The sequence below is a fragment of the Bradyrhizobium monzae genome (assembly GCF_021458635.1).
Classification (GTDB): Bacteria; Pseudomonadota; Alphaproteobacteria; order Rhizobiales; family Xanthobacteraceae; genus Bradyrhizobium.
In genome coordinates this window covers 61,795-80,098 of record NZ_JAIRDQ010000004.1, presented here as the reverse complement: position 1 = coordinate 80,098, position 18,304 = coordinate 61,795, and the positions used below count along the sequence as shown (strand labels likewise).

19 protein-coding genes are annotated in these 18,304 nt (G+C 64.8%); 11 read left to right on the top strand and 8 right to left on the bottom strand.

All coding sequences use genetic code 11. From position 1 onward, the window contains the following. Positions 1 to 78 precede the first annotated feature (78 nt). From K3F49_RS16785 to K3F49_RS16765, 5 genes are all read left to right on the top strand, one after another. Positions 79 to 723 (top strand): response regulator transcription factor, encoded by a 645-nt coding sequence (locus tag K3F49_RS16785; RefSeq protein WP_234682066.1) that lies wholly within the window; start codon positions 79 to 81, stop codon positions 721 to 723. Between the two features lie 521 nt (positions 724 to 1,244). Continuing rightward, the gene (gene thrC / locus K3F49_RS16780; protein WP_234682065.1) at positions 1,245 to 2,663 is read left to right on the top strand and encodes a threonine synthase; all 1,419 of its coding nucleotides are present in this window, start codon (positions 1,245 to 1,247) and stop codon (positions 2,661 to 2,663) included. Beyond that, positions 2,660 to 3,949 (top strand): M16 family metallopeptidase, encoded by a 1,290-nt coding sequence (locus K3F49_RS16775; protein ID WP_234682064.1) that lies wholly within the window; start codon positions 2,660 to 2,662, stop codon positions 3,947 to 3,949. The genes thrC and K3F49_RS16775 overlap by 4 nt, the downstream gene beginning before the upstream one ends. Before the next feature lie 39 nt (positions 3,950 to 3,988). Next, complete coding sequence (locus K3F49_RS16770; protein WP_234682063.1) at positions 3,989 to 4,576, top strand: GNAT family N-acetyltransferase; 588 nt, start codon at positions 3,989 to 3,991, stop codon at positions 4,574 to 4,576. 120 nt (positions 4,577 to 4,696) lie between these two features. Continuing rightward, positions 4,697 to 5,341 (top strand): hypothetical protein, encoded by a 645-nt coding sequence (locus K3F49_RS16765; protein WP_234682062.1) that lies wholly within the window; start codon positions 4,697 to 4,699, stop codon positions 5,339 to 5,341. A gap of 173 nt (positions 5,342 to 5,514) precedes the next feature. On the opposite strand, the gene K3F49_RS16760 is transcribed toward K3F49_RS16765, so the two are convergent. The 6 genes from K3F49_RS16760 to K3F49_RS16735 all read right to left on the bottom strand — a co-directional run bounded on the left by K3F49_RS16760 (position 5,515) and on the right by K3F49_RS16735 (position 8,558). After that, the gene (locus K3F49_RS16760) at positions 5,515 to 6,000 is read right to left on the bottom strand and encodes a F0F1 ATP synthase subunit B family protein (protein ID WP_234682061.1); all 486 of its coding nucleotides are present in this window, start codon (positions 5,998 to 6,000) and stop codon (positions 5,515 to 5,517) included. Between the two features lie 5 nt (positions 6,001 to 6,005). After that, positions 6,006 to 6,569 (bottom strand): F0F1 ATP synthase subunit B family protein, encoded by a 564-nt coding sequence (locus tag K3F49_RS16755; protein ID WP_234682060.1) that lies wholly within the window; start codon positions 6,567 to 6,569, stop codon positions 6,006 to 6,008. Positions 6,570 to 6,629: 60 nt separating this feature from the next. Beyond that, positions 6,630 to 6,860, bottom strand: a complete 231-nt coding sequence (locus K3F49_RS16750; protein WP_007599451.1) for a F0F1 ATP synthase subunit C — start codon at positions 6,858 to 6,860, stop codon at positions 6,630 to 6,632. 53 nt (positions 6,861 to 6,913) lie between these two features. Continuing rightward, complete coding sequence (locus K3F49_RS16745) at positions 6,914 to 7,663, bottom strand: F0F1 ATP synthase subunit A (RefSeq protein ID WP_234682059.1); 750 nt, start codon at positions 7,661 to 7,663, stop codon at positions 6,914 to 6,916. Between the two features lie 114 nt (positions 7,664 to 7,777). Further along, on the bottom strand, positions 7,778 to 8,149 hold the full coding sequence (locus K3F49_RS16740) for an AtpZ/AtpI family protein (protein WP_234682058.1): 372 nt from the start codon (positions 8,147 to 8,149) through the stop codon (positions 7,778 to 7,780). A 91-nt stretch (positions 8,150 to 8,240) separates the two neighbouring features. Further along, positions 8,241 to 8,558 (bottom strand): hypothetical protein, encoded by a 318-nt coding sequence (locus K3F49_RS16735; protein WP_234682527.1) that lies wholly within the window; start codon positions 8,556 to 8,558, stop codon positions 8,241 to 8,243. On the opposite strand from K3F49_RS16735, the gene K3F49_RS16730 reads away from it, so the two are divergent. Further along, positions 8,536 to 9,051 (top strand): hypothetical protein, encoded by a 516-nt coding sequence (locus K3F49_RS16730; RefSeq protein ID WP_234682057.1) that lies wholly within the window; start codon positions 8,536 to 8,538, stop codon positions 9,049 to 9,051. The genes K3F49_RS16735 and K3F49_RS16730 overlap by 23 nt on opposite strands. Positions 9,052 to 9,182: 131 nt before the next feature. Then, entirely contained in the window at positions 9,183 to 9,662 is a 480-nt protein-coding gene (locus K3F49_RS16725; protein WP_234682056.1) for a secondary thiamine-phosphate synthase enzyme YjbQ, read from the top strand. Between the two features lie 68 nt (positions 9,663 to 9,730). Here the strand turns inward: K3F49_RS16725 and K3F49_RS16720 are convergent, their stop codons facing one another. Beyond that, on the bottom strand, positions 9,731 to 11,434 hold the full coding sequence (locus tag K3F49_RS16720) for an MFS transporter (RefSeq protein ID WP_234682055.1): 1,704 nt from the start codon (positions 11,432 to 11,434) through the stop codon (positions 9,731 to 9,733). Between the two features lie 306 nt (positions 11,435 to 11,740). Between K3F49_RS16720 and K3F49_RS16715 the strand changes: the two genes are divergently transcribed. Next, the gene (locus tag K3F49_RS16715; RefSeq protein ID WP_234682054.1) at positions 11,741 to 12,412 is read left to right on the top strand and encodes a response regulator; all 672 of its coding nucleotides are present in this window, start codon (positions 11,741 to 11,743) and stop codon (positions 12,410 to 12,412) included. A gap of 718 nt (positions 12,413 to 13,130) precedes the next feature. On the opposite strand, the gene K3F49_RS16710 is transcribed toward K3F49_RS16715, so the two are convergent. Next, on the bottom strand, positions 13,131 to 15,962 hold the full coding sequence (locus K3F49_RS16710) for an ATP-binding protein (RefSeq protein ID WP_234682053.1): 2,832 nt from the start codon (positions 15,960 to 15,962) through the stop codon (positions 13,131 to 13,133). Between the two features lie 196 nt (positions 15,963 to 16,158). Between K3F49_RS16710 and K3F49_RS16705 the strand changes: the two genes are divergently transcribed. The 3 genes from K3F49_RS16705 to K3F49_RS16695 all read left to right on the top strand — a co-directional run bounded on the left by K3F49_RS16705 (position 16,159) and on the right by K3F49_RS16695 (position 18,272). Beyond that, positions 16,159 to 16,578, top strand: a complete 420-nt coding sequence (locus K3F49_RS16705; protein WP_234682052.1) for an organic hydroperoxide resistance protein — start codon at positions 16,159 to 16,161, stop codon at positions 16,576 to 16,578. A gap of 33 nt (positions 16,579 to 16,611) precedes the next feature. Continuing rightward, positions 16,612 to 17,643 carry an alpha/beta fold hydrolase gene (locus tag K3F49_RS16700; RefSeq protein WP_234682051.1) on the top strand — a complete coding sequence of 344 codons (1,032 nt, stop codon included), beginning with the start codon at positions 16,612 to 16,614 and terminating at the stop codon, positions 17,641 to 17,643. A 74-nt stretch (positions 17,644 to 17,717) separates the two neighbouring features. Next, positions 17,718 to 18,272, top strand: a complete 555-nt coding sequence (locus tag K3F49_RS16695; RefSeq protein WP_234682050.1) for a cytochrome P460 family protein — start codon at positions 17,718 to 17,720, stop codon at positions 18,270 to 18,272. Positions 18,273 to 18,304: the final 32 nt, after the last annotated feature.

The window sequence follows — 18,304 nt, the reverse complement described above, 5'->3', positions numbered from 1 at the left end:
TTCTAACGCGCATTGGCGGGATTTTCTCTTTCCATTTGTTCCCGCCGGTCTATGAGTCAGAAAACAAGAGAGCGCGCGATGCAAGATACCGCCAAGCCGGCGACCAGGGTCCTGATCGTCGACGATCATCCCGTGGTGCTGTCCGGTTGCCGCACCCTTTTCGCATCCGATCATTCGATCCGGATCGACGAGGCGAGCGACGCCAAATCAGGCCATCGCGCCTATGTCAGCAAGCGGCCCGACGTGACCGTGATCGACATCAGCCTGCCCGATGTCTCGGGCTTCGAGCTGATGCGCCGGATCCGCAAGGACGATCCGGACGCCAAGATCATCATGTTCAGCATGAACGATGACCCGGCCTTCGTGGTGCGCGCCGTGGACCTCGGGGCGCAGGGCTATGTCTCCAAGGGCGACGATCCCCGGATCCTGCTCAAGGCCGTGCGCAAGGTGGTCGCGGGCGATAACTTCATTTCGCCGCAGCTCGCGGAGGCCGTGACGTTCTCGGGCGCTGCGATCAAGGCCAATCCGGCCTCGCAGATGACGCCGCGGGAGCTCGAAATTCTCCGCCTGCTCGGGCGCGGCGACAAGATCGTCGAGGTCGCCGAGGCGCTCGGCATCTCCTACAAGACCGTCGCCAACACCACGTCCCTGCTCAAGCAGAAGCTGGGGGCCAAGAACCACTCCGACCTGATCCGGATCGCGGTGGAAATTGGGATGAACTGACACCGTCAGGGACCGAACCGGTTGCTCCAGGATGCAGCCGGTTCGGCCGACGGATCGGCCCAGCCGCGCATCCGGGCAATGCGTGGACGACGGCTGAAACCTTCCGCCGACACAATGGGCCGACGCGACGTTCGTTCCGTCGTGCGCGTCTATTCGGGAAAAAGAGGCAACAGGACCGAGCGCCGAGCGGCCTGATCGATGGCCCCGCGGGGACATATCGGGAAAAACAGGAACATTCGGCGTTGCGCGCCGTTTTTCTTCTTGACGATTTCGTGACAGGCGACGAAAGCTCGCTCGACTTTTGGGGCCGACCCCCGACACGGAAACCGGGTCTGCACACATCAACGACAGACCTTCCAAGAGAAGGGCTGCGGCATCCGCCGCAGCCCTTTTTCGTTGGGCATGGTGCGGCCCCGGAAAACACTCTATGGTGCCGCGAGCCGCTGGCTGTGAACTAGGAACATCGTGAAATCAAAGGCTTAAGGCCCGGACTCAGGTCGGGCCGGCCTTTGGAGGGCAGTTTGACTCGTTATATCTCGACCCGGGGCGAGGCCCCTGAGCTTGGCTTCTGCGACGTGATGCTGACGGGGCTTGCCCGCGACGGCGGCCTGTATGTCCCGGTGACTTGGCCGCAACTCCCGGTCGAGACCATCGCCGGCTTTTTCGGCCGCCCCTATTGGGAGGTCGCGGTCGACGTGATCCGTCCCTTCGTCGGCGGCGAAATTTCCGACGCCGACCTCGGTCGCATGGCGAACGAGGCCTATGCCACCTTCCGTCATCCGGCCGTGGTGCCGCTGCGCCAGATGTCGCCGCATCAATTCGTGCTGGAGCTGTTCCACGGTCCGACGCTCGCCTTCAAGGACGTGGCGATGCAGCTGATCTCGCGTCTGATGGACCATGTGCTGGCCAAGCGCGGCCAGCGCACCACCATCGTGGTCGCGACCTCCGGCGACACCGGCGGCGCGGCTGTCGATGCGTTCGCGGGGCTGGAGAATGTCGATCTCGTCGTGCTGTTCCCGCACAAGCGCATCTCCGAGGTGCAGCAGCGCATGATGACGACGACGGGCGCAGCCAACGTCCACGCGCTCGCCATCGAGGGCAATTTCGACGACTGCCAGGCGCTCGTGAAGGGGATGTTCAACAACCATCGCTTCCGCGATGCGACCTCGCTGTCCGGCGTCAATTCCATCAACTGGGCCCGCATCGTCGCCCAGGTGGTTTATTATTTCACCTCCGCAGTCGCCGCCGGCGCGCCGGCACGTGCGGTGGATTTCATCGTGCCGACCGGCAATTTCGGCGATATTTTTGCAGGCTACGTTGCCAAGCGCATGGGGCTTCCCGTGCGAACGCTGCGCATTGCCGCCAACGTCAATGACATTCTCGCCCGCACGCTCAAGACCGGCATCTACGAGGTGCGCGAGGTGCACGCCACCGCCTCGCCCTCGATGGACATCCAGATCTCCTCGAATTTCGAGCGGCTGCTGTTCGAAGCCGGCAAGCGCGACGCAGCCGGTGTGCGCCGGTTGATGGATTCGCTGAAACAGTCGGGCCGCTTTGTCCTGCCTGACGCCACGCTCGCTGCGATCCGTGAAGAATTCGACGCCGGCCGCGCCGACGAGACCGAAACCGCGGCTGCGATCCGCGCCGCCTGGCGCGAGGCCGGCGAGCTTGTCGATCCCCACACCGCCGTGGCGCTCGCGGTCGCCGATCGCGACACCACCGACACGACCGTGCCCAACATCGTACTCTCGACCGCGCATCCGGCCAAATTCCCTGATGCCGTGGATGCGGCCTGCGGCCAGCGGCCGCAACTGCCGGCGTGGCTCGACGGTCTCATGACCAAATCCGAACATATGAAGGTCATGAAGAACGATCAGGCCGAGGTGGAGCGGTTCGTGCTGTCGGTCAGCCGTGCCGCGAAACAGGGAGTTGCCGGATGAGCGTCGAAATCTCCAAGCTTGCCTCCGGCCTGACCGTCGTCACCGACAACATGCCGCATCTGGAGACCGCCGCGCTCGGCGTCTGGGCCGGCGTCGGCGGCCGCGACGAGAAACCGAATGAGCATGGCATCTCGCATCTGCTCGAGCACATGGCGTTCAAGGGCACGACCGGGCGCTCCTCGCGCGAGATCGTCGAGGAAATCGAGGCGGTCGGCGGCGACCTCAATGCCGGCACCTCGACCGAGACCACGTCCTATTATGCCCGCGTGATGAAGGCCGACGTGCCACTGGCGCTCGACGTGCTTGCCGACATCCTGGCCAACCCCGCCTTCGAGCCCGATGAGCTCGAGCGCGAGAAGAACGTCATCGTGCAGGAGATCGGCGCGGCCCAGGACACGCCCGACGACGTCGTGTTCGAGCATCTCAACGAGCTCTGCTATCCCGACCAGCCGATGGGCCGCTCGCTGCTCGGCACCGCCAAGACCCTGCGCGCCTTCAACCGCGACTCGCTGCGCGACTATCTGTCGACGCATTACCGCGGGCCCGACATGGTGGTGGCGGCGGCCGGTGCCGTCGATCACAAGCAGGTCGTCGCCGAGGTCGAGAAGCGCTTTGCGAGCTTTGACGCGACGCCGGGGCCGAAGCCGCAGGCCGCCCAGTTCGGCAAGGGCGGCGCCAAGGTCGTGCATCGCGAGCTCGAGCAGGCCCATCTGACGCTGGCGCTGGAAGGCGTGCCGCAGACCGACCTGTCGCTGTTCTCGCTCCAGGTCTTCACCAACATCCTCGGCGGCGGAATGTCGTCGCGGCTGTTCCAGGAAGTCCGCGAGAAGCGCGGCCTCTGCTACTCGATCTACTCGTTCCACGCGCCCTATACCGACACCGGTTTCTTCGGCCTTTACACCGGCACCGATCCCGCCGACGCGCCGGAGATGATGGAGGTCGTGGTCGACATCATGAATGATTCGGTCGAGACCCTGACCGAGGCCGAGATCGCCCGCGCCAAGGCGCAGATGAAGGCGGGCCTGCTGATGGCGCTGGAGAGCTGCTCCTCGCGCGCCGAGCAACTCGCCCGGCACGTGTTGGCCTATGGCCGGCCGCAGACGGTGCAGGAGCTGGTGGCCCGGATCGACGCCGTGAGTGTCGAATCGACCCGAGATGCGGCGCGTGCACTGCTTTCGCGCAGCCGCCCTGCAGTAGTTGCATTGGGCAGCGGCAGGGGTCTGGACACGGCGGTGTCTTTTGCGGAAGGATTGACGAAGGCGCGCGCCAAGGCGCGGCTGCACTAGGAGCCGCGCAACGAGCGCCCCGTCCCGGGAAGCATCACCATGGCCCTCTTTCGCCTGCCATCCAGCGGACCTGCTGCTCTCGCCCCCCGCGGCAACGGGTTGTTGCTGCGGGCGCCGCAGATGTCGGATTTCCTGCAATGGGCGCATCTGCGCGAGACCAGCCGCGATTACTTGACGCCGTGGGAGCCGATCTGGCCGTCGGACGACCTGACCCGGTCCGGCTTCCGCCGCCGCCTGCGCCGCTATTCCGAGGACATCGCGGCGGACCGCTCCTATCCCTTTCTGATCTTCCGCGAGCTCGACGGCGCCATGGTCGGCGGCATCACGCTCGCCAATGTCCGGCGCGGCATCGTCCAGGCCGGCACCATCGGCTATTGGGTCGGCCAGCCCCACACCCATCGCGGCTACATGACCGCGGCGCTGCGGGTGCTGCTGCCGACGCTGTTCGGCGAGCTCAACCTGCACCGGGTCGAGGCCGCCTGCATCCCCACCAATGCGCCGTCGATCCGGGTGCTGGAGAAGTGCGGCTTCTCGCGCGAGGGGCTGGCGCGCCGCTATCTCTGCATCAACGGGGTCTGGCAGGACCATCTGCTGTTCGGCCTGCTGCACGAGGACTTCCGGGGCTGAGGCGGGTCTTCCATACGGCCAAAGTCCAGTTTTTTCCTGCCTTGGGATCGCCGATTTTGGCGATATAACCCGCACCACGCCGGCAATCGGCCGGGATGTTGTCATGGAGTACAGGCGTTCATGAACGAGCTTCGCTCATTGCGGAAAGCGCTGCGGCGGGGTCCGGTGATTGCGCTGGCGCTGTCGGTGTCATTCGCTTCCGTGTCGCCGGTCGCTGCGCAGTCGCTGACCGATCGCTTCAAGAGCCTGTTCGGCGGCAAATCCGACGAGCCGGCCAAGCCGGCGCCCGCGCCGGGCCAGCCGGCGGCCGATGACGACATCGATTGCCCGCAGGTCACGGTGCGCGCCGGAGCGTCCACTTACGGGGTCGGGGCGACAGGCAAGCCAGCCGTCGGCAACGATGTCCGCTTCCAGGCCTCGATCACCAAAATGGCGCGCGAATGCGTCCGCAACGGTGGCGAGATCACCGCGCGCATCGGCATCCAGGGCCGGGTCATCGCCGGCCCCGCGGGCGCGCCCAACACGGTCGAGGTGCCCCTGCGCGTCGCCGTGGTGCAGGGTGGCGTCGGCGAGAAGGTGATCGCCTCGAAGGCCTACCGGACCACGGTCGAGATGTCCGAAGGCGGCAGCGTGCCCTTCACCTTCGTTGCCGAGGACCTGTCCTACCCGGTGCCGTCGGCCGCAGCCGCCGATTCCTACATCTTCTACGTCGGCTTCGACCCGCAGGCCCTGTCGCCCGAGCCGAAAGCGCGGAAGAAGAAGTAAGGCACGCTTTCAGCCGTCATGGCCGGGCTTGTCCCGGCCATCCACGTTCTTTTTGGCGGCCAAGGCGTGGATGCCCGGGACGAGCCCGGGCATGACGATGAGGAAGCATCACGCACAAAACAAAAAAGCCGGCGCTCATCGCGCCGGCTTTTTGATGGGTGAGGCGTCTGCCCTCAGTTCAGCTTCTGGCGAACCTCGGTAATGCCCTTGGCGAGCAGATCGTCGGCGACCTGGCCCTTGACCGACTGCGACAGGATCGTGGAGGCGGCCTGGACGGCGGCTTCCGCGGCTGCGGCGCGAACATCGGCCACCGCCTGGGCCTCGGCGAGCGCGATCTTGCTCTCCGCGGTCTTGGTGCGGCGGGCGACGAAGTCTTCCACCTTGGCCTTGGCCTCGGTCGCGATGCGCTCGGCTTCACTCCTGGCGTTGGCGATGATGTCGGCAGCCTCGCGCTCGGCCGTGGCACTGCGCGCCTTGTAGTCGGCGAGCACCTTGGCGGCTTCCTGCTTCAGGCGGGTCGCGTCGTCGAGCTCGGCCTTGATGCGGTCGGCGCGATGGTCGAGCGCAGCCATCGCCTTCTTGAAGACCCCGAGATAGCCGAACACGACCATCAGAATCACGAAGGCGACGGCGACCCAGAATTCAGGTTCGAAGAACATATCGACTAACCCTTCAAGGACGCATCAACGGCGGCATTGACCGACGCCGCGTCCGGAACCACGCCGGTGAGCTGCTGCACGATGGTGCCTGCCGCATCGGCCGCGATGCCGCGGACGTTGCTCATGGCGGTCGCGCGGGTCGAGGCGATGGTCTTCTCCGCCTCGGCGAGCTTGGCCGCCAGCTGCTCTTCCAGCGCCTTGCGCTCGGCTTCCGCCTGCGCATTCGCCTTGTCGCGGGATTCGTTGCCGATCGCCTGTGCCCGCGAACGCGCCGAAGCAAGCTCGCCTTCATAGGCCTTCAGCGCCGCGTCGGACTGATCCTTCAGCGTCTGCGCTTCGGCGAGGTCACCCTCGATCTTGTTCTGACGCGCTTCGATCGCACCGCCGACCTTCGGCAGTGCGAGCTTGGACACGATCACGTAAAGCACGACGAAGAAGATCGCGAGCGACACCAGCTGCGAAGCGAAGGTGCTGCTCTCGAACGGCGGAAAACCGCCACCGTGACCGCCTTCGGTCTCGGTGTGGGCGCCCGCCGCCGGACTTTTCGCCCCGCCATGACTCTCAGCCATGGAGTTCTCCTGTTGCTGTCATGCGCGCCGCTTCGGTTGAAGCGGCGCGAAAATTCGTCCTCAGAGCGGAACGAACAGCAGCAGCAGTGCGATCAGCAGCGAGAAAATGCCGAGCGCTTCGGTCACGGCGAAGCCGAAGATCAGGTTGCCGAACTGGCCCTGAGCAGCCGACGGGTTGCGAACGGCTGCGGCGAGGTAGTTGCCGAAGATCACGCCCACGCCGACGCCTGCGCCGCCCATGCCGATGCATGCGATGCCCGCGCCGATAAGTTTTGCTGCTGCCGGATCCATTTTAGACTCCTTGGAAGAAAGATTGGGTTTTGGGTGGAAATTCCCCGGACCGCTTAGTGTCCCGGATGAATGGCGTCGTTGAGGTAGATGCAGGTCAGGATCGCAAACACATAGGCTTGCAGGAACGCGACCAGGATCTCGAGAGCGTACAGCGCGATCGTGAGCGCCAGCGGCAGCACGCCGCCGACCCAGCCCAGCGCGCCGAGCGAGAAGCCGAGCATGGCGACGAAGCCCGCGAACACTTTCAGCGCGATGTGGCCGGCCAGCATGTTGGCGAACAGACGGACGCTGTGGGAGACCGGCCGCAGGAAGAACGACAGGATCTCGATGAACATCACCAGCGGCAGGATGTAGCCGGGGACGCCGTGGGGCACGAAGATCGAGAAGAATTTCAGGCCGTTCTTGGCGACGCCGTAGATCAGGACGGTGAAGAAGACCAGGAGCGCAAGCGCTGCCGTCACGATCAGATGGCTCGAGATCGTGAAGGTGTAGGGGATGATGCCGACCAGGTTCGAGACGCACAGGAACATGAACAGCGAGAAGATCAGCGGGAAGAACTTCATGCCTTCCGAGCCGGCCGTCGAACGGATGGTCGAGGCGATGAACTCGTAGGAGATTTCGGCGACCGACTGAAGGCGCCCGGGAACCAGCTGCGTACCGCTGGCAAGCATCAGGAACGAGATGATCGCCACTGCCACCAGCATGTAGAGCGATGAATTGGTGAACGCGATCGTGTGATTGCCGATATGGCCGATCGTGAAGAGAGGCTCGATGTTGAACTGGTGGATCGGATCGATTTTCATCGGCGCGGCATCTCTTGGTCTGCCGGGCGATGCCGGCTGGTCTCGGTCTACCGGCCGGGCCGGCCCGCACCGGCGAAGCCGGCGCGAAAATTCCTCTCCTCGTGTCGGATCAGCTTACGAACCACCGCGCCTTTGACCCGCGCCCGCCGTTCTCACCACATTCACCACGCCGGCCACGAAGCCCAGCAGCATGAACACGATAAATCCGAAGGGCGACGTCGACAGCAAGCGGTCGAAACCCCAGCCAATCCCCGCTCCGACAACGACACCGGCGACCAACTCGGAGGATAACCGGAAACCAAGCGCCATCGCCGAAGCTCTGGCCGCTCTGTCTTCTCCGTCACCTGCGGGTTGCTCGGTCTTGACGTGGCGGCCGCGAAATTCGGACAACCGCTGTTCAAGATTTCCGAGCCGTTCGGAAAGCGCAGCTTCCTCGGGCGATCTATCGCGATCTCCATTCTCGCCGTGTCCCGTGTCTTGAGCCATGCCACGAAGACCAGAAACGCTGCGGTTGAATGGAAACTACGCCCGCCACCCTCAAAAGCCGCGCGGACCATACTGACCGCTCATAATCAAGTCAAGCCAAGTCACGATCGCGTCGTGTTCGTTTATCTATTTGATTTACCTGATGATATTGCCTTGCGCGCCAGCGCTGCACACAGCGTGACGCCGCACCGCAGCAGGTCTCCGCGCGATCCGCCGATATGGCCGACATTTCGCCGCGGCTTTCGGGATCAAAGCGGGCGTCGCCATCGTTGATTCCACGGATGCGGTTTTTGGCAGCGGATTCGAGCGAGCGGGCGGTGCGCCGTCGCCCGCCCGGGTGTAGAATTCCGGGAGGTGCCAGCTTTCGCGGCGTGGCGGAGAGCGCGATGAGACCGGCGAAATCATCCACAAGATCATGGTGTGTTGCGGCAATCGTTGCGGTGACGACGGTCAGCAGCGGACTGGTTGCGGCGCAATCAGCACCGGACGGCGAAAACGGCCGCTACAGCATGACGCCGATCCCCGAGGGCGTGTTGCGGCTCGACACCCGCACCGGCACGGTCTCGACCTGTACCAGGAACGGCACCGGCTGGGCCTGCTACGCCGTGCCCGACGAGCGCTCCGCGCTCGATGCCGAGATCGGCCGGCTCCAGGCCGAGGTAGAAAAGCTGAAGGGGCAGGCCACCGGTCCGACCGTCTCCGGCAAGATCGATGAGGCGCTGCCGAAATCCGATTCCCTGAAGAAGGGCGAGCCAAAGGTCGCCGAGGGCGACCGCAAGCTCGAGATCCCGCTGCCGAGCGACCAGGACATGGACCGCGTGATGTCGTTCCTGGAAAAGGCGTGGCGCCGGCTGATCGACATGGCCAACCGCGTGCAGAAGGACGTGTCGGGGAAGATCTAACGCACGACGCGGTGCCGTAGGGAGCAAAGTGAAGCGTGCCCACCAATGCACGCATCGGCATCGAGAGGGTGGGCACGGCGCACCGCGCCTTTGCCCGCCCCACGGCAGCTTTTCGGAGGTGATAGAGATTCATGACCTCAGTCACATCGCAGACGCGCTCCGCACCATCGACGGTGCGCGCCACGAGCGTCAGCACCGCGACGCTGATGGTGCAGACTTCCGGCTGCGGCTTCATCGACCTCACGGCCGAGGCCGCGCGGTTCATCGCCGACGTTCATGCGCGGGATGGCGCCCTGACGCTGTTCATCCGTCACACCTCGGCGTCCCTGACGATCCAGGAGAATGCCGACCCTTCCGTGCTCGTCGATCTCACCACAGTGCTCGCGCGGCTCGCGCCGGACGATGAGGATGCAGGCTGGACTCACGACACCGAGGGCCCGGACGATATGCCGGCGCACGTCAAGACGATGCTGACGGGGACCTCGCTCCAGGTGCCGGTGCTGGGTGGCGCGCTCGCGCTGGGCACGTGGCAGGCGATCTATCTGATCGAGCACCGCGCGCGCCCGCATCGGCGCGAGGTCGTGCTGCAGTTTATAGGCAGCAACCAATAAAGCCTCAAAAGCAAACCGGCCGCGGATCGCTCCGCGGCCGGTTGTTTTGTCAGCGTCGTGCGACGCGACTACATCTTGGTGATGTCGACATCCTTCGTCTCGGGGACGAAGAAGAAGCCGACCACGGCCGTGATCAACGCGAAGATCACCGGGTACCACAGGCCGGAGTAGATATCGCCGGTCGAGGCGGTGATCGCGAAGGCGGTCGCCGGCAGCAAGCCACCGAACCAGCCGTTGCCGATGTGATAGGGCAACGACATCGAGGTGTAGCGGATGCGGGTCGGGAACAGTTCGACCAGCATCGCCGCGATCGGGCCGTACACCATGGTGACGTAGATCACGAGGATGAACAGCAGCCCGATGAGGGCCGACACCTGCGGACGGAAGATGTCGAACGGGTTCGACATCTTCACGATGCCCGCGTCACCCGCCTTCGGATAGCCCGCCGCCTGGGTCGCCGCGGTGATCGCGGGGTTCGACGTCTTGGCGTCCGTGTAGGGCACTTCCTTGTCGTTGACGAGGATCTTCACCGCGCCCGCCGGTCCCGGAACCGTCGTGTACTTCACCGACGACTGGGCGAGGAAGGCGCGTGCCGTGTCGCAAGGCGCGGTGAAGACGCGGGTGCCGACCGGGTTGAACAGATCGCCGCAGCCTGCGGGATCCGCCACCACCTGCACCTTGACCGTCTCGTAGGCCTTTTCCAGCGCCGGATTGGCGTTGCTCGAGATCATCTTGAAGATCGGGAACAGGGTCAGTGCGCCGATCAGGCAGCCGGCCAGGATGATCGGCTTGCGGCCGATCCGGTCGGACAGTGCGCCGAACACCAGGAAGAAGCCGGTGCCGAGCAGCAGCGACCATGCGATCAGGAGGTTGGCGGTGTAACCGTCGACCTTCAGGATCGATTGCAGGAAGAACAGCGCGTAGAACTGGCCCGTGTACCAGATCACCGCCTGGCCCATGGTCAGGCCGAACAGCGCCAGGATCACGATCTTGGCGTTGCTCCAGGTGGCGAAGGCTTCGGTCAGCGGCGCCTTGGAGCCCTTGCCCTCGTCCTTCATGCGCTGGAACACCGGCGATTCGTTCAGGCGCAGACGGATCCAGACCGAGATGCCGAGCAACGCGACCGACACCAGGAACGGAATGCGCCAGCCGCCCCAATAGGAGCCGGGGGCACCGGCAAAGGCGGCCTCGCCGGTCGCCGAGCGGGTGAACAGGATCACCAGCAGCGACAGGAACAGGCCGAGTGTCGCGGTGGTCTGAATGAAGGAGGTGTAGTAGCCGCGCTTGTTTTGCGGCGCATGTTCGGCGACGTAGGTCGCCGCACCGCCGTACTCGCCACCGAGCGCGAGGCCCTGCAGCAGGCGCAGGCCGATCAGGATGATCGGGGCGGCGATGCCGATTTGGGCCGCGCCGGGCAACAGGCCGACGATGAAGGTCGACAGGCCCATGATCAGGATGGTGACGAGGAAGGTGTATTTGCGGCCGACGATGTCGCCGACGCGGCCGAACACGATCGCGCCGAACGGGCGGACCAGGAAGCCTGCCGCGAAGGCCAGCAGCGCGAAGATGTCGCGCGTAGCCTGGTCGAACATCGGCTTGCCGTCGGCGCCGGCAATGGTGAAGAACTGCGTGCCGATGATGCCGGCCAGCGATCCGTAGAGATAGAAGTCGTACCACTCGAAGACGGTGCCGAGGGACGATGCGAGGATGACGAACCGCTCATCCTTCGTCATGCCGCCGGATCGTACCGACGTTGCAGCTATTGTGGACATCGTGAATGCGCTCCCCGAATCTCGTTTCCTCGCGTCCCGGCTGTCCGGGCATGCCGGATCAATCTGGGTCTTGCCCCCAAGGTAACATCGGCGTGAAACTGGCCCCAATACGACTTTCGGCCTTGCGCACTGACATGCAACTGACGGTGTGGATGGATAGTGCCGCGCCGCGGCGGACGGCTTGCGGATTAACCCCTTTCCCGCAAAGGAATAATGTGCCCTTGCATGCCACGGCCGGTCGGGGAAGAATTGACCATTGCGCCGGTCCGGACTACTGGCGCTGACGTGAACGACAGCATGAGATCGATGAGCGCTCCCTCCACCCATCTGGTCATCGCCGATGACCATCCGCTGTTCCGCGATGCGCTGCGGCAGGCGGTGGCCGGCGTCCTGAGCACGGCAAAGATCGACGAGGCCGGGTCGTTCGAGGATCTGACGAAACTGCTGGAACAGACCTCCGACGTCGACCTGGTCCTGCTCGACCTCTCGATGCCCGGCATCTCCGGCTTCTCAGGCCTGATCTATCTGCGCGCGCAATATCCGGCGATCCCGGTGGTGATCGTCTCGGCCTCCGATGACAGCGCCACGATCCGCCGCTCGCTCGATTTCGGCGCCTCCGGTTTCATCCCGAAGCGGTTCGGCGTCGAAACGCTGCGCGACGCCATCCTCAAGGTCATGGAAGGCGATGTCTGGGTTCCCGCCGATACCGACCTGTCGGCCGCGGCCGACCCCGACATGACGCGCCTGCGCGACCGCCTGGTGACGCTGACGCCGCAGCAGGTGCGCGTGCTGATGATGTTGTCGGAAGGATTGCTGAACAAGCAGATCGCCTACGAGCTCGGCGTCTCCGAGGCGACCATCAAGGCGCATGTCTCGGCCATCCTGCAAAAGCTCGGCGTCGAGAGCCGGACCCAGGCGGTGATCGCCGCCGCGAAGATCGCGGGCGGCCAGTGGAAGCAAGGCACGCCGACGGGGTAGTCCGGGCACAATCGCTTGCGCTGCCCGGCGGGCAAAACACGCCATCGCTGGGTCAACAGGTCTGGCACAAAATATTCCACTTTACCGAAATTCGGATTTGTCGTATGTGTCGCCCATCCTGATCCGGCGAAAAGGGGCGGTCGTACGTCGTCACGAGCCGCGGATCGGGCTGCGGTGGACGCTGGCAGCGCCGTCGCGGATGCGAGTGCAGGGCGGGGCGATGGATTGAGCCGAACCCCGTGAGTGTCTCGCAAGCCGCGTTGTACGAACGGCGCTTGATGTCCGGCGAAGCCTTTTGGCGAAGCCGGAAAGTCCGCGTACGGCAAAACCGTGTGGTCCCGGCCGTCGTCGCTACGGCCAAGTCTTGCGGATGCGGCATTGGCGCCAACCGGCGCGGTGCCGGTGACTTCCGTGAGGTGAGGGAGGCCAGAAGGAATTCGGCTCCCGGGAGAGCACGGCATAAGCCGTCCGACCATCGCGCAGGGAAGGCCGTGTGTTCGGCTTCACCTGTATGCCGCTGTGCAATTCTTTTGCGCTACATGCGCACAGCGGACCGTGGGTGCGAGGTCAGCACCCGGCCTTCCCTGCGCCCTTTGTTTGAAGAGGGCGTGAAACGAAGAGCAAAACTCGGGCGAAACGCGCCGCGAGAAGGCGAAGGCGCGTCTGTTGTTTGAAATGTGAATCGGAGCATGCTGCTGCGCGTCCGGGACACGAGAGACTACAAGCTCTCCAAGATCTCGGTGGCTGCTTTGATATCCGCCGTCTCGGAACCTTCGGCAAAACCTGCGAGCGCCGATTGGAGCAATCGCATGGCTTCGCCGCGGTCGGCGGCAAGCTTGGCGAGATCGATCGCAGCGCGCAGCTCCCAGGCCTTCGCTCCCGTGCGGCGGCCCAGTTCCAGCGCTTCCCTGATTTGCCGTTCCGCTTCCTCGATGTTCGGCTGCGGCCGGGACAGCAGGACCTTGCCCTTCATGCGCAGCAGCTCGGGCATGTACAGATGATCGCCACTCTGTTCGACGAGACGGATCGCGTCGTCGATCAAATGCGCGCTCTGCTCGATCTGTCCAAGCGCAAGGTGGCCGTGCACCAGCGCGATGTCGAAGGTGGTGGTGAGCAACTCGTAGCCGGACTCGTGGAGTTCCTGCAGGCAGCGTCTGATCGTCTCGACGCCGCTCGCGGCGTCGCCGCGCCGGATCGCGAGCTCGCCTTTGACGCCTCGGCCGACCGCGAGATAAGGCCCCATCGAGCGCGATTCGGCATGAGCAATGAAGCGATCGACATTATCGTCCGCGGCGGCGAGGTCACCGGTCCAGAGATCGATCGAGACCGCCCAGATCAGGGCGATGCAGAGCGTGATCGGATGATCCATCTGCGCGGCCTCAGCGACCGTCTGCTGCGCCAGTTGCCGTGCCTGCGCCGGCCGGCCCTGCAGCCACAGCTCGCGCGCCAGCGAGATGCCGGCCCGGTTGCGGTGGTCGAAGCCATAGACCGTGCTGATTCGTTCCGTGCCGGGACCGCGCCAGGCCGCCTCCAGCGTCTTCAGCGCGCCGCGATGCTCGCCGCCCAGATGCAGCGAGACGCCGAGCAGCGACTGCGCGAGAGCGAGCGAGGCGGGATCGCCGAGTGCTTCGGCGACGACGAGGCTCTGTTGCGCATAGCCGAGCGCGGCCCCGAACTGACCGACGCGCTCGTGGAAGATGTGCATCCGGCCTAGCAATTGGAGCTGGTTCGGCGCATCGCCGAGCGTTTCCGCGATTGCAAAGGCTCGGGTCAGGGCGTTGCGCGCGGCTTCGCTGCCACCGCGCGTGAACATCAGGGTCAATCCTAGCGCGGCTTGCAGATGCATTTCTTCAGCACTGCCGCGCGAGGCGGAATCGATCGCCGCCAGGGCTCGCTCGGACCATCGCCGGCATTCGGTCAGCAATGACATCGCGAGGAAAATGGGCGCCGCCGCAGCGGCGAGCGCAATGCCGATGCTGACATCGCCGGTAGGACCAAAGCACCAGTCGAGCGCGGCGCGCACATTGTGAAGCGCCGAGAAATGGATGGCGCGCTCATCGGCGCTCGGCACCGTCGCCCATTTGGTGCCGGCCTGTTGCAGCCATCGCCGGTAATAGCTGGCGTGGCGGCCGGCGAGGGCCGATCCGTCGTCCTCGATCGCGAGCAGATAGGCGCGCGTCGTGTCGAGCAGACGATAGCGCATCATGGCGCCGATCGGTCGCGGCGCGACCATCGATTTGGCGACGAGGCTGTCGATGGCGTCGAACAGAAGCCCGCGGTCGACCTGCTCGTCGGGCACGACCTCGAGTGCGGCGTCGATGGTGAAATGGCCGGCGAAGACCGCGAGCCTGCGCAGCACGAGGCGTTCGAGCTCGGACAGCAGACCGTAGCTCCAGTCCAGCGTGGCCTGCAACGTCTTCTGCCGCGGCGGCGCGGTGCGCTGACCCTGCCAGAGCAGATTGAGGCGCTCGTCAAGCAGCGCTGCGGTCTGCTCCAGGCCATAGGCTTCGACCCGGCCGGCGGCGAGCTCGATCGCGAGCGCCATGCCGTCGAGCTTGCGGCAGATCCCGGCCGCAATGACGGCATTGGAATTGTCGAGCGCGATCTGGGCGCCGCTGGCCTTTGCGCGTTCGAGGAAGAGCTCGAGTGCGGGATAGGTCCGGGCGACCGCGGCCGTCAGCTCGGAATCATCGGGCGGAACGCCAAGCGGCGCCAGCCGGTAGACTTGCTCACCCTCGACGCGCAGCGCCTCGCGGCTCGTGGCGAGGATGTGGACCTGCGGCGCCGCCTGAAAAATCTCCGCCGCGAGTGGTGCTGCCGCCGCGATCACATGCTCGCAATTGTCCAGCACCAGCAACATGCGCTTGTCGTGCAGATGCGCGAGCAAGGCCGGCATCGGATCGTCGGTCTGGACCGGCAGTCCGAGCATCAGCAGCAGTGAGGTGATCACGAGATCGGGATCGCTGACCGCGGCAAGGTCAACGAAGTGTGCGGCCTCGGCAAATGTCGCGAGCAGATCATGCGCGATCGCGACAGCAACAGCGGTCTTGCCGACGCCGCCCGGGCCCACGATTGTGACGAAGCGGGACGTGATCAGCTTGTCCGATACGGTGGCGACCGCGTCGGCACGTCCGACCATCCGCTGCAATCGGTTGGGTAGTTTTACGAGTGGCAATTCCGCCTGCGGTGCGCGGCGTCGCTCTGCCTCAACACCGGCTTGCGAGATCGGCGCCACGAAACAATAGCCGCGGCCCGACAGCGTCGTGATGTAGCGGGCGCCGTCCTTGCCGTCGCCGAGCGCCTTCCGCAGCGCTGCGATGTGGAAGCGCAGGTTGGTTTCCTCGACGCTCATACCGGGCCATACCAGGCCCATCAGGTCCCATTTGCTGACGACCTCGTTCGGCCGCGACATCAGTGCGATCAGCGTATCGAAACTCTTGGCGCCCATCGGCAGCACGACGCCGTCGCGCGTCACCAGCCTCTCATGCGGCGTCACGGTGAATGGCCCGAACGACAATGTTGCTGCCGCAGGCCCGGCCGGATCGGTCATCACGAAATCTTGCCCATTTGCAGAACCGGATAGCCAGCGCGCAGCGATCCGGCAAGGCCGACTTTGCATCGGCATCAGACCGCGTTTGCAGGGCTCGTAACGCGGTTCCCCGTGGGCCTCACAACTTCTCACAACACTAAACGGGTATCCCGGCGTGGGCGCTGATAGTCAGTTTCGTGACGGCAAGGAGACTCTCATGAGCCAAACTGAAAAATTGCTCTACACGGCCCGAACCCACACCGCCGGGGGACGTCACGAAGGTATGTCCCGCAGCTCGGATGGCCGCCTCGACGTGCGGCTGTCGCCGCCGAGCGGCGCGGGCATCGGCACCAATCCCGAGCAATTATTCGCGGCCGGCTGGTCTGCATGTTTCGAAGGCGCGATGGAGATCGCAGCCCGTAAGCGGAAAATCGTGCTTCCAAGCAAAAGCGCGATCGACGCGGAAATCGATCTCGTCCTCGACGCGGGCGCCTACGCGCTCCGAGCGCGCCTCGGTGTCAGCCTGCCCGGCCTCGATCGCGATGTCGCGCGCGACCTCATCAATGAGGCGCACCAGACCTGTCCCTATTCCAAGGCCGTTCGCGGCAACATCGACGTCACCGTCGACCTGATCTGACGATTCCGACAACCATCAACGAGGCAAGAGATCATGACACAGATTATCGACCAGCATCGCCGCCAGTTCCTCGGTGTCGCAGTTGGGACCGTCGCCGTCGGCCTCAGCGTGATCGAGCTCGCGCGCGCCGAAACCGAGACGCCGCGGCCTGCCGCAACCAACGCATCGTTCGGCACGATCAAACAGATCAATGCCGGCGTGCTGAATGTCGGCTATGCCGAAGCCGGCCCCGCGACCGGCCCGGTGGCGATCCTGCTCCACGGCTGGCCCTACGACATTCACAGCTTCGTCGATGTCGCGCCGATCCTGGCGCAGGCCGGCTATCGCGTCATCATCCCCTATCTGCGCGGCTATGGCTCGACGCACTTCCTCTCCAGCGAGACGTTGCGCAACGGCGAGCCGGGCGCGCTGGCCTCCGACATCATCGCGCTGATGGATGCACTCGACATCAAGAAGGCCGTCCTTGCCGGTTTCGACTGGGGCGCGCGCACCGCCGACATCATCGCGGCGTTGTGGCCGGAGCGCTGTCGCGCGCTGGTGTCGGTGAGCGGCTATCTGATTTCCAGTCAGGCATCGGGCAACGCGCCGCTGCCGCCGGCGGCCGAGCTGCAATGGTGGTACCAGTTCTATTTCGCGACCGAGCGCGGCCGCGCCGGCTACGAGAAGTACACGCATGATTTCGCAAAGCTGATCTGGAAGCTGGCCTCGCCGCAGTGGAAGTTCGACGACGCCACCTTCGATCGCAGTGCGAAGGCCTTCGAGAACAAGGATCATGTCGCGATCACGATCCACAACTACCGCTGGCGGCTCGGGCTCGCCAAGGGCGAGACGAAGTACGAGGAGATCGAGAAGAAGCTAGCGGCTACTCCCATCATCAGCGTGCCGACCATCACGATGGAAGGCGACGCGAACGGCGCGCCGCACCCCGATCCCAGCGCCTACGCCAAGAGATTCTCCGGCCGCTACGACTATCGCCTGATCACCGGCGGCATCGGCCACAATTTGCCGCAGGAGGCACCGCAAGCCTTTGCCAAGGCCGTCATCGATGCCGACGGCGGCGCCTGAGCTGCTCGTTCAATGCCTCGGTCCGGCGCTGGCCGGACCGAGGATGCACCGCGATCCCAGCTTGAAGAAGTGCCATGCCGTCAATTGAACCTGAAAAGAAAAAGTTCTCCTACGCCACGGTCATCACGCTGGCCGTGCTCCTGCTCGTCGCTCTGCTCACGTGCGTGCCGTACCTGGCCTCGATCGCGCTGGCGGAAGGACCTGTGGTGACAGATGCGTCGCCAATCTTCGGCGTCACGATTCCTGTGAACTACAAGCAGTGGGAGCTGATCGCGCCGGCCGAGGAGGCCGCACCCCTGAATGAGCTGCGTGCCGTCGTCGGCAACCAGACCGCAATCGATGCCTATCAGGACGGCAAGCTGCCATTCCCCGACGGCACCATTCTGGTGAAGCGCGCCTGGAAGCGCACGCAATCGCCCGACTTCGCCTCTGCGACCATTCCCGGCACTGCCACCACGGTCCAGGTCATGGTCAAGGATTCGAAAAAGTATGCCGCGACCGGCGGCTGGGGCTTCGGCCGCTTCATCAACGGCAAGCCGGTGAACGAGGCGCAGCACCGCACCTGCTTTGCCTGCCATGAGGCCCGCGCGAAGGGCCATGATTACGTCTTCACGCGGCTTGCGCCCTAAGTTGGGAAGACGCACCCGGCCTTCGCTGGCAA

Excerpts from the sequence above, each read along its gene's own strand:
- K3F49_RS16740 (WP_234682058.1), bottom strand. The coding sequence starts at position 8,149 with ATGGCTCAAGACACGGGACACGGCGAGAATGGAGATCGCGATAGATCG.
- K3F49_RS16715 (WP_234682054.1), top strand. The coding sequence starts at position 11,741 with ATGAGCGCTCCCTCCACCCATCTGGTCATCGCCGATGACCATCCGCTG.
- K3F49_RS16725 (WP_234682056.1), top strand. The coding sequence starts at position 9,183 with ATGACCTCAGTCACATCGCAGACGCGCTCCGCACCATCGACGGTGCGC.
- K3F49_RS16705 (WP_234682052.1), top strand. The coding sequence starts at position 16,159 with ATGAGCCAAACTGAAAAATTGCTCTACACGGCCCGAACCCACACCGCC.
- K3F49_RS16730 (WP_234682057.1), top strand. The coding sequence starts at position 8,536 with ATGAGACCGGCGAAATCATCCACAAGATCATGGTGTGTTGCGGCAATC.
- K3F49_RS16745 (WP_234682059.1), bottom strand. The coding sequence starts at position 7,663 with ATGAAAATCGATCCGATCCACCAGTTCAACATCGAGCCTCTCTTCACG.
- K3F49_RS16695 (WP_234682050.1), top strand. The coding sequence starts at position 17,718 with ATGCCGTCAATTGAACCTGAAAAGAAAAAGTTCTCCTACGCCACGGTC.
- K3F49_RS16755 (WP_234682060.1), bottom strand. The coding sequence starts at position 6,569 with ATGGCTGAGAGTCATGGCGGGGCGAAAAGTCCGGCGGCGGGCGCCCAC.
- K3F49_RS16765 (WP_234682062.1), top strand. The coding sequence starts at position 4,697 with ATGAACGAGCTTCGCTCATTGCGGAAAGCGCTGCGGCGGGGTCCGGTG.
- K3F49_RS16710 (WP_234682053.1), bottom strand. The coding sequence starts at position 15,962 with ATGACCGATCCGGCCGGGCCTGCGGCAGCAACATTGTCGTTCGGGCCA.
- K3F49_RS16720 (WP_234682055.1), bottom strand. The coding sequence starts at position 11,434 with ATGTCCACAATAGCTGCAACGTCGGTACGATCCGGCGGCATGACGAAG.
- K3F49_RS16770 (WP_234682063.1), top strand. The coding sequence starts at position 3,989 with ATGGCCCTCTTTCGCCTGCCATCCAGCGGACCTGCTGCTCTCGCCCCC.
- K3F49_RS16750 (WP_007599451.1), bottom strand. The coding sequence starts at position 6,860 with ATGGATCCGGCAGCAGCAAAACTTATCGGCGCGGGCATCGCATGCATC.
- K3F49_RS16760 (WP_234682061.1), bottom strand. The coding sequence starts at position 6,000 with ATGTTCTTCGAACCTGAATTCTGGGTCGCCGTCGCCTTCGTGATTCTG.
- K3F49_RS16775 (WP_234682064.1), top strand. The coding sequence starts at position 2,660 with ATGAGCGTCGAAATCTCCAAGCTTGCCTCCGGCCTGACCGTCGTCACC.
- K3F49_RS16700 (WP_234682051.1), top strand. The coding sequence starts at position 16,612 with ATGACACAGATTATCGACCAGCATCGCCGCCAGTTCCTCGGTGTCGCA.
- K3F49_RS16785 (WP_234682066.1), top strand. The coding sequence starts at position 79 with ATGCAAGATACCGCCAAGCCGGCGACCAGGGTCCTGATCGTCGACGAT.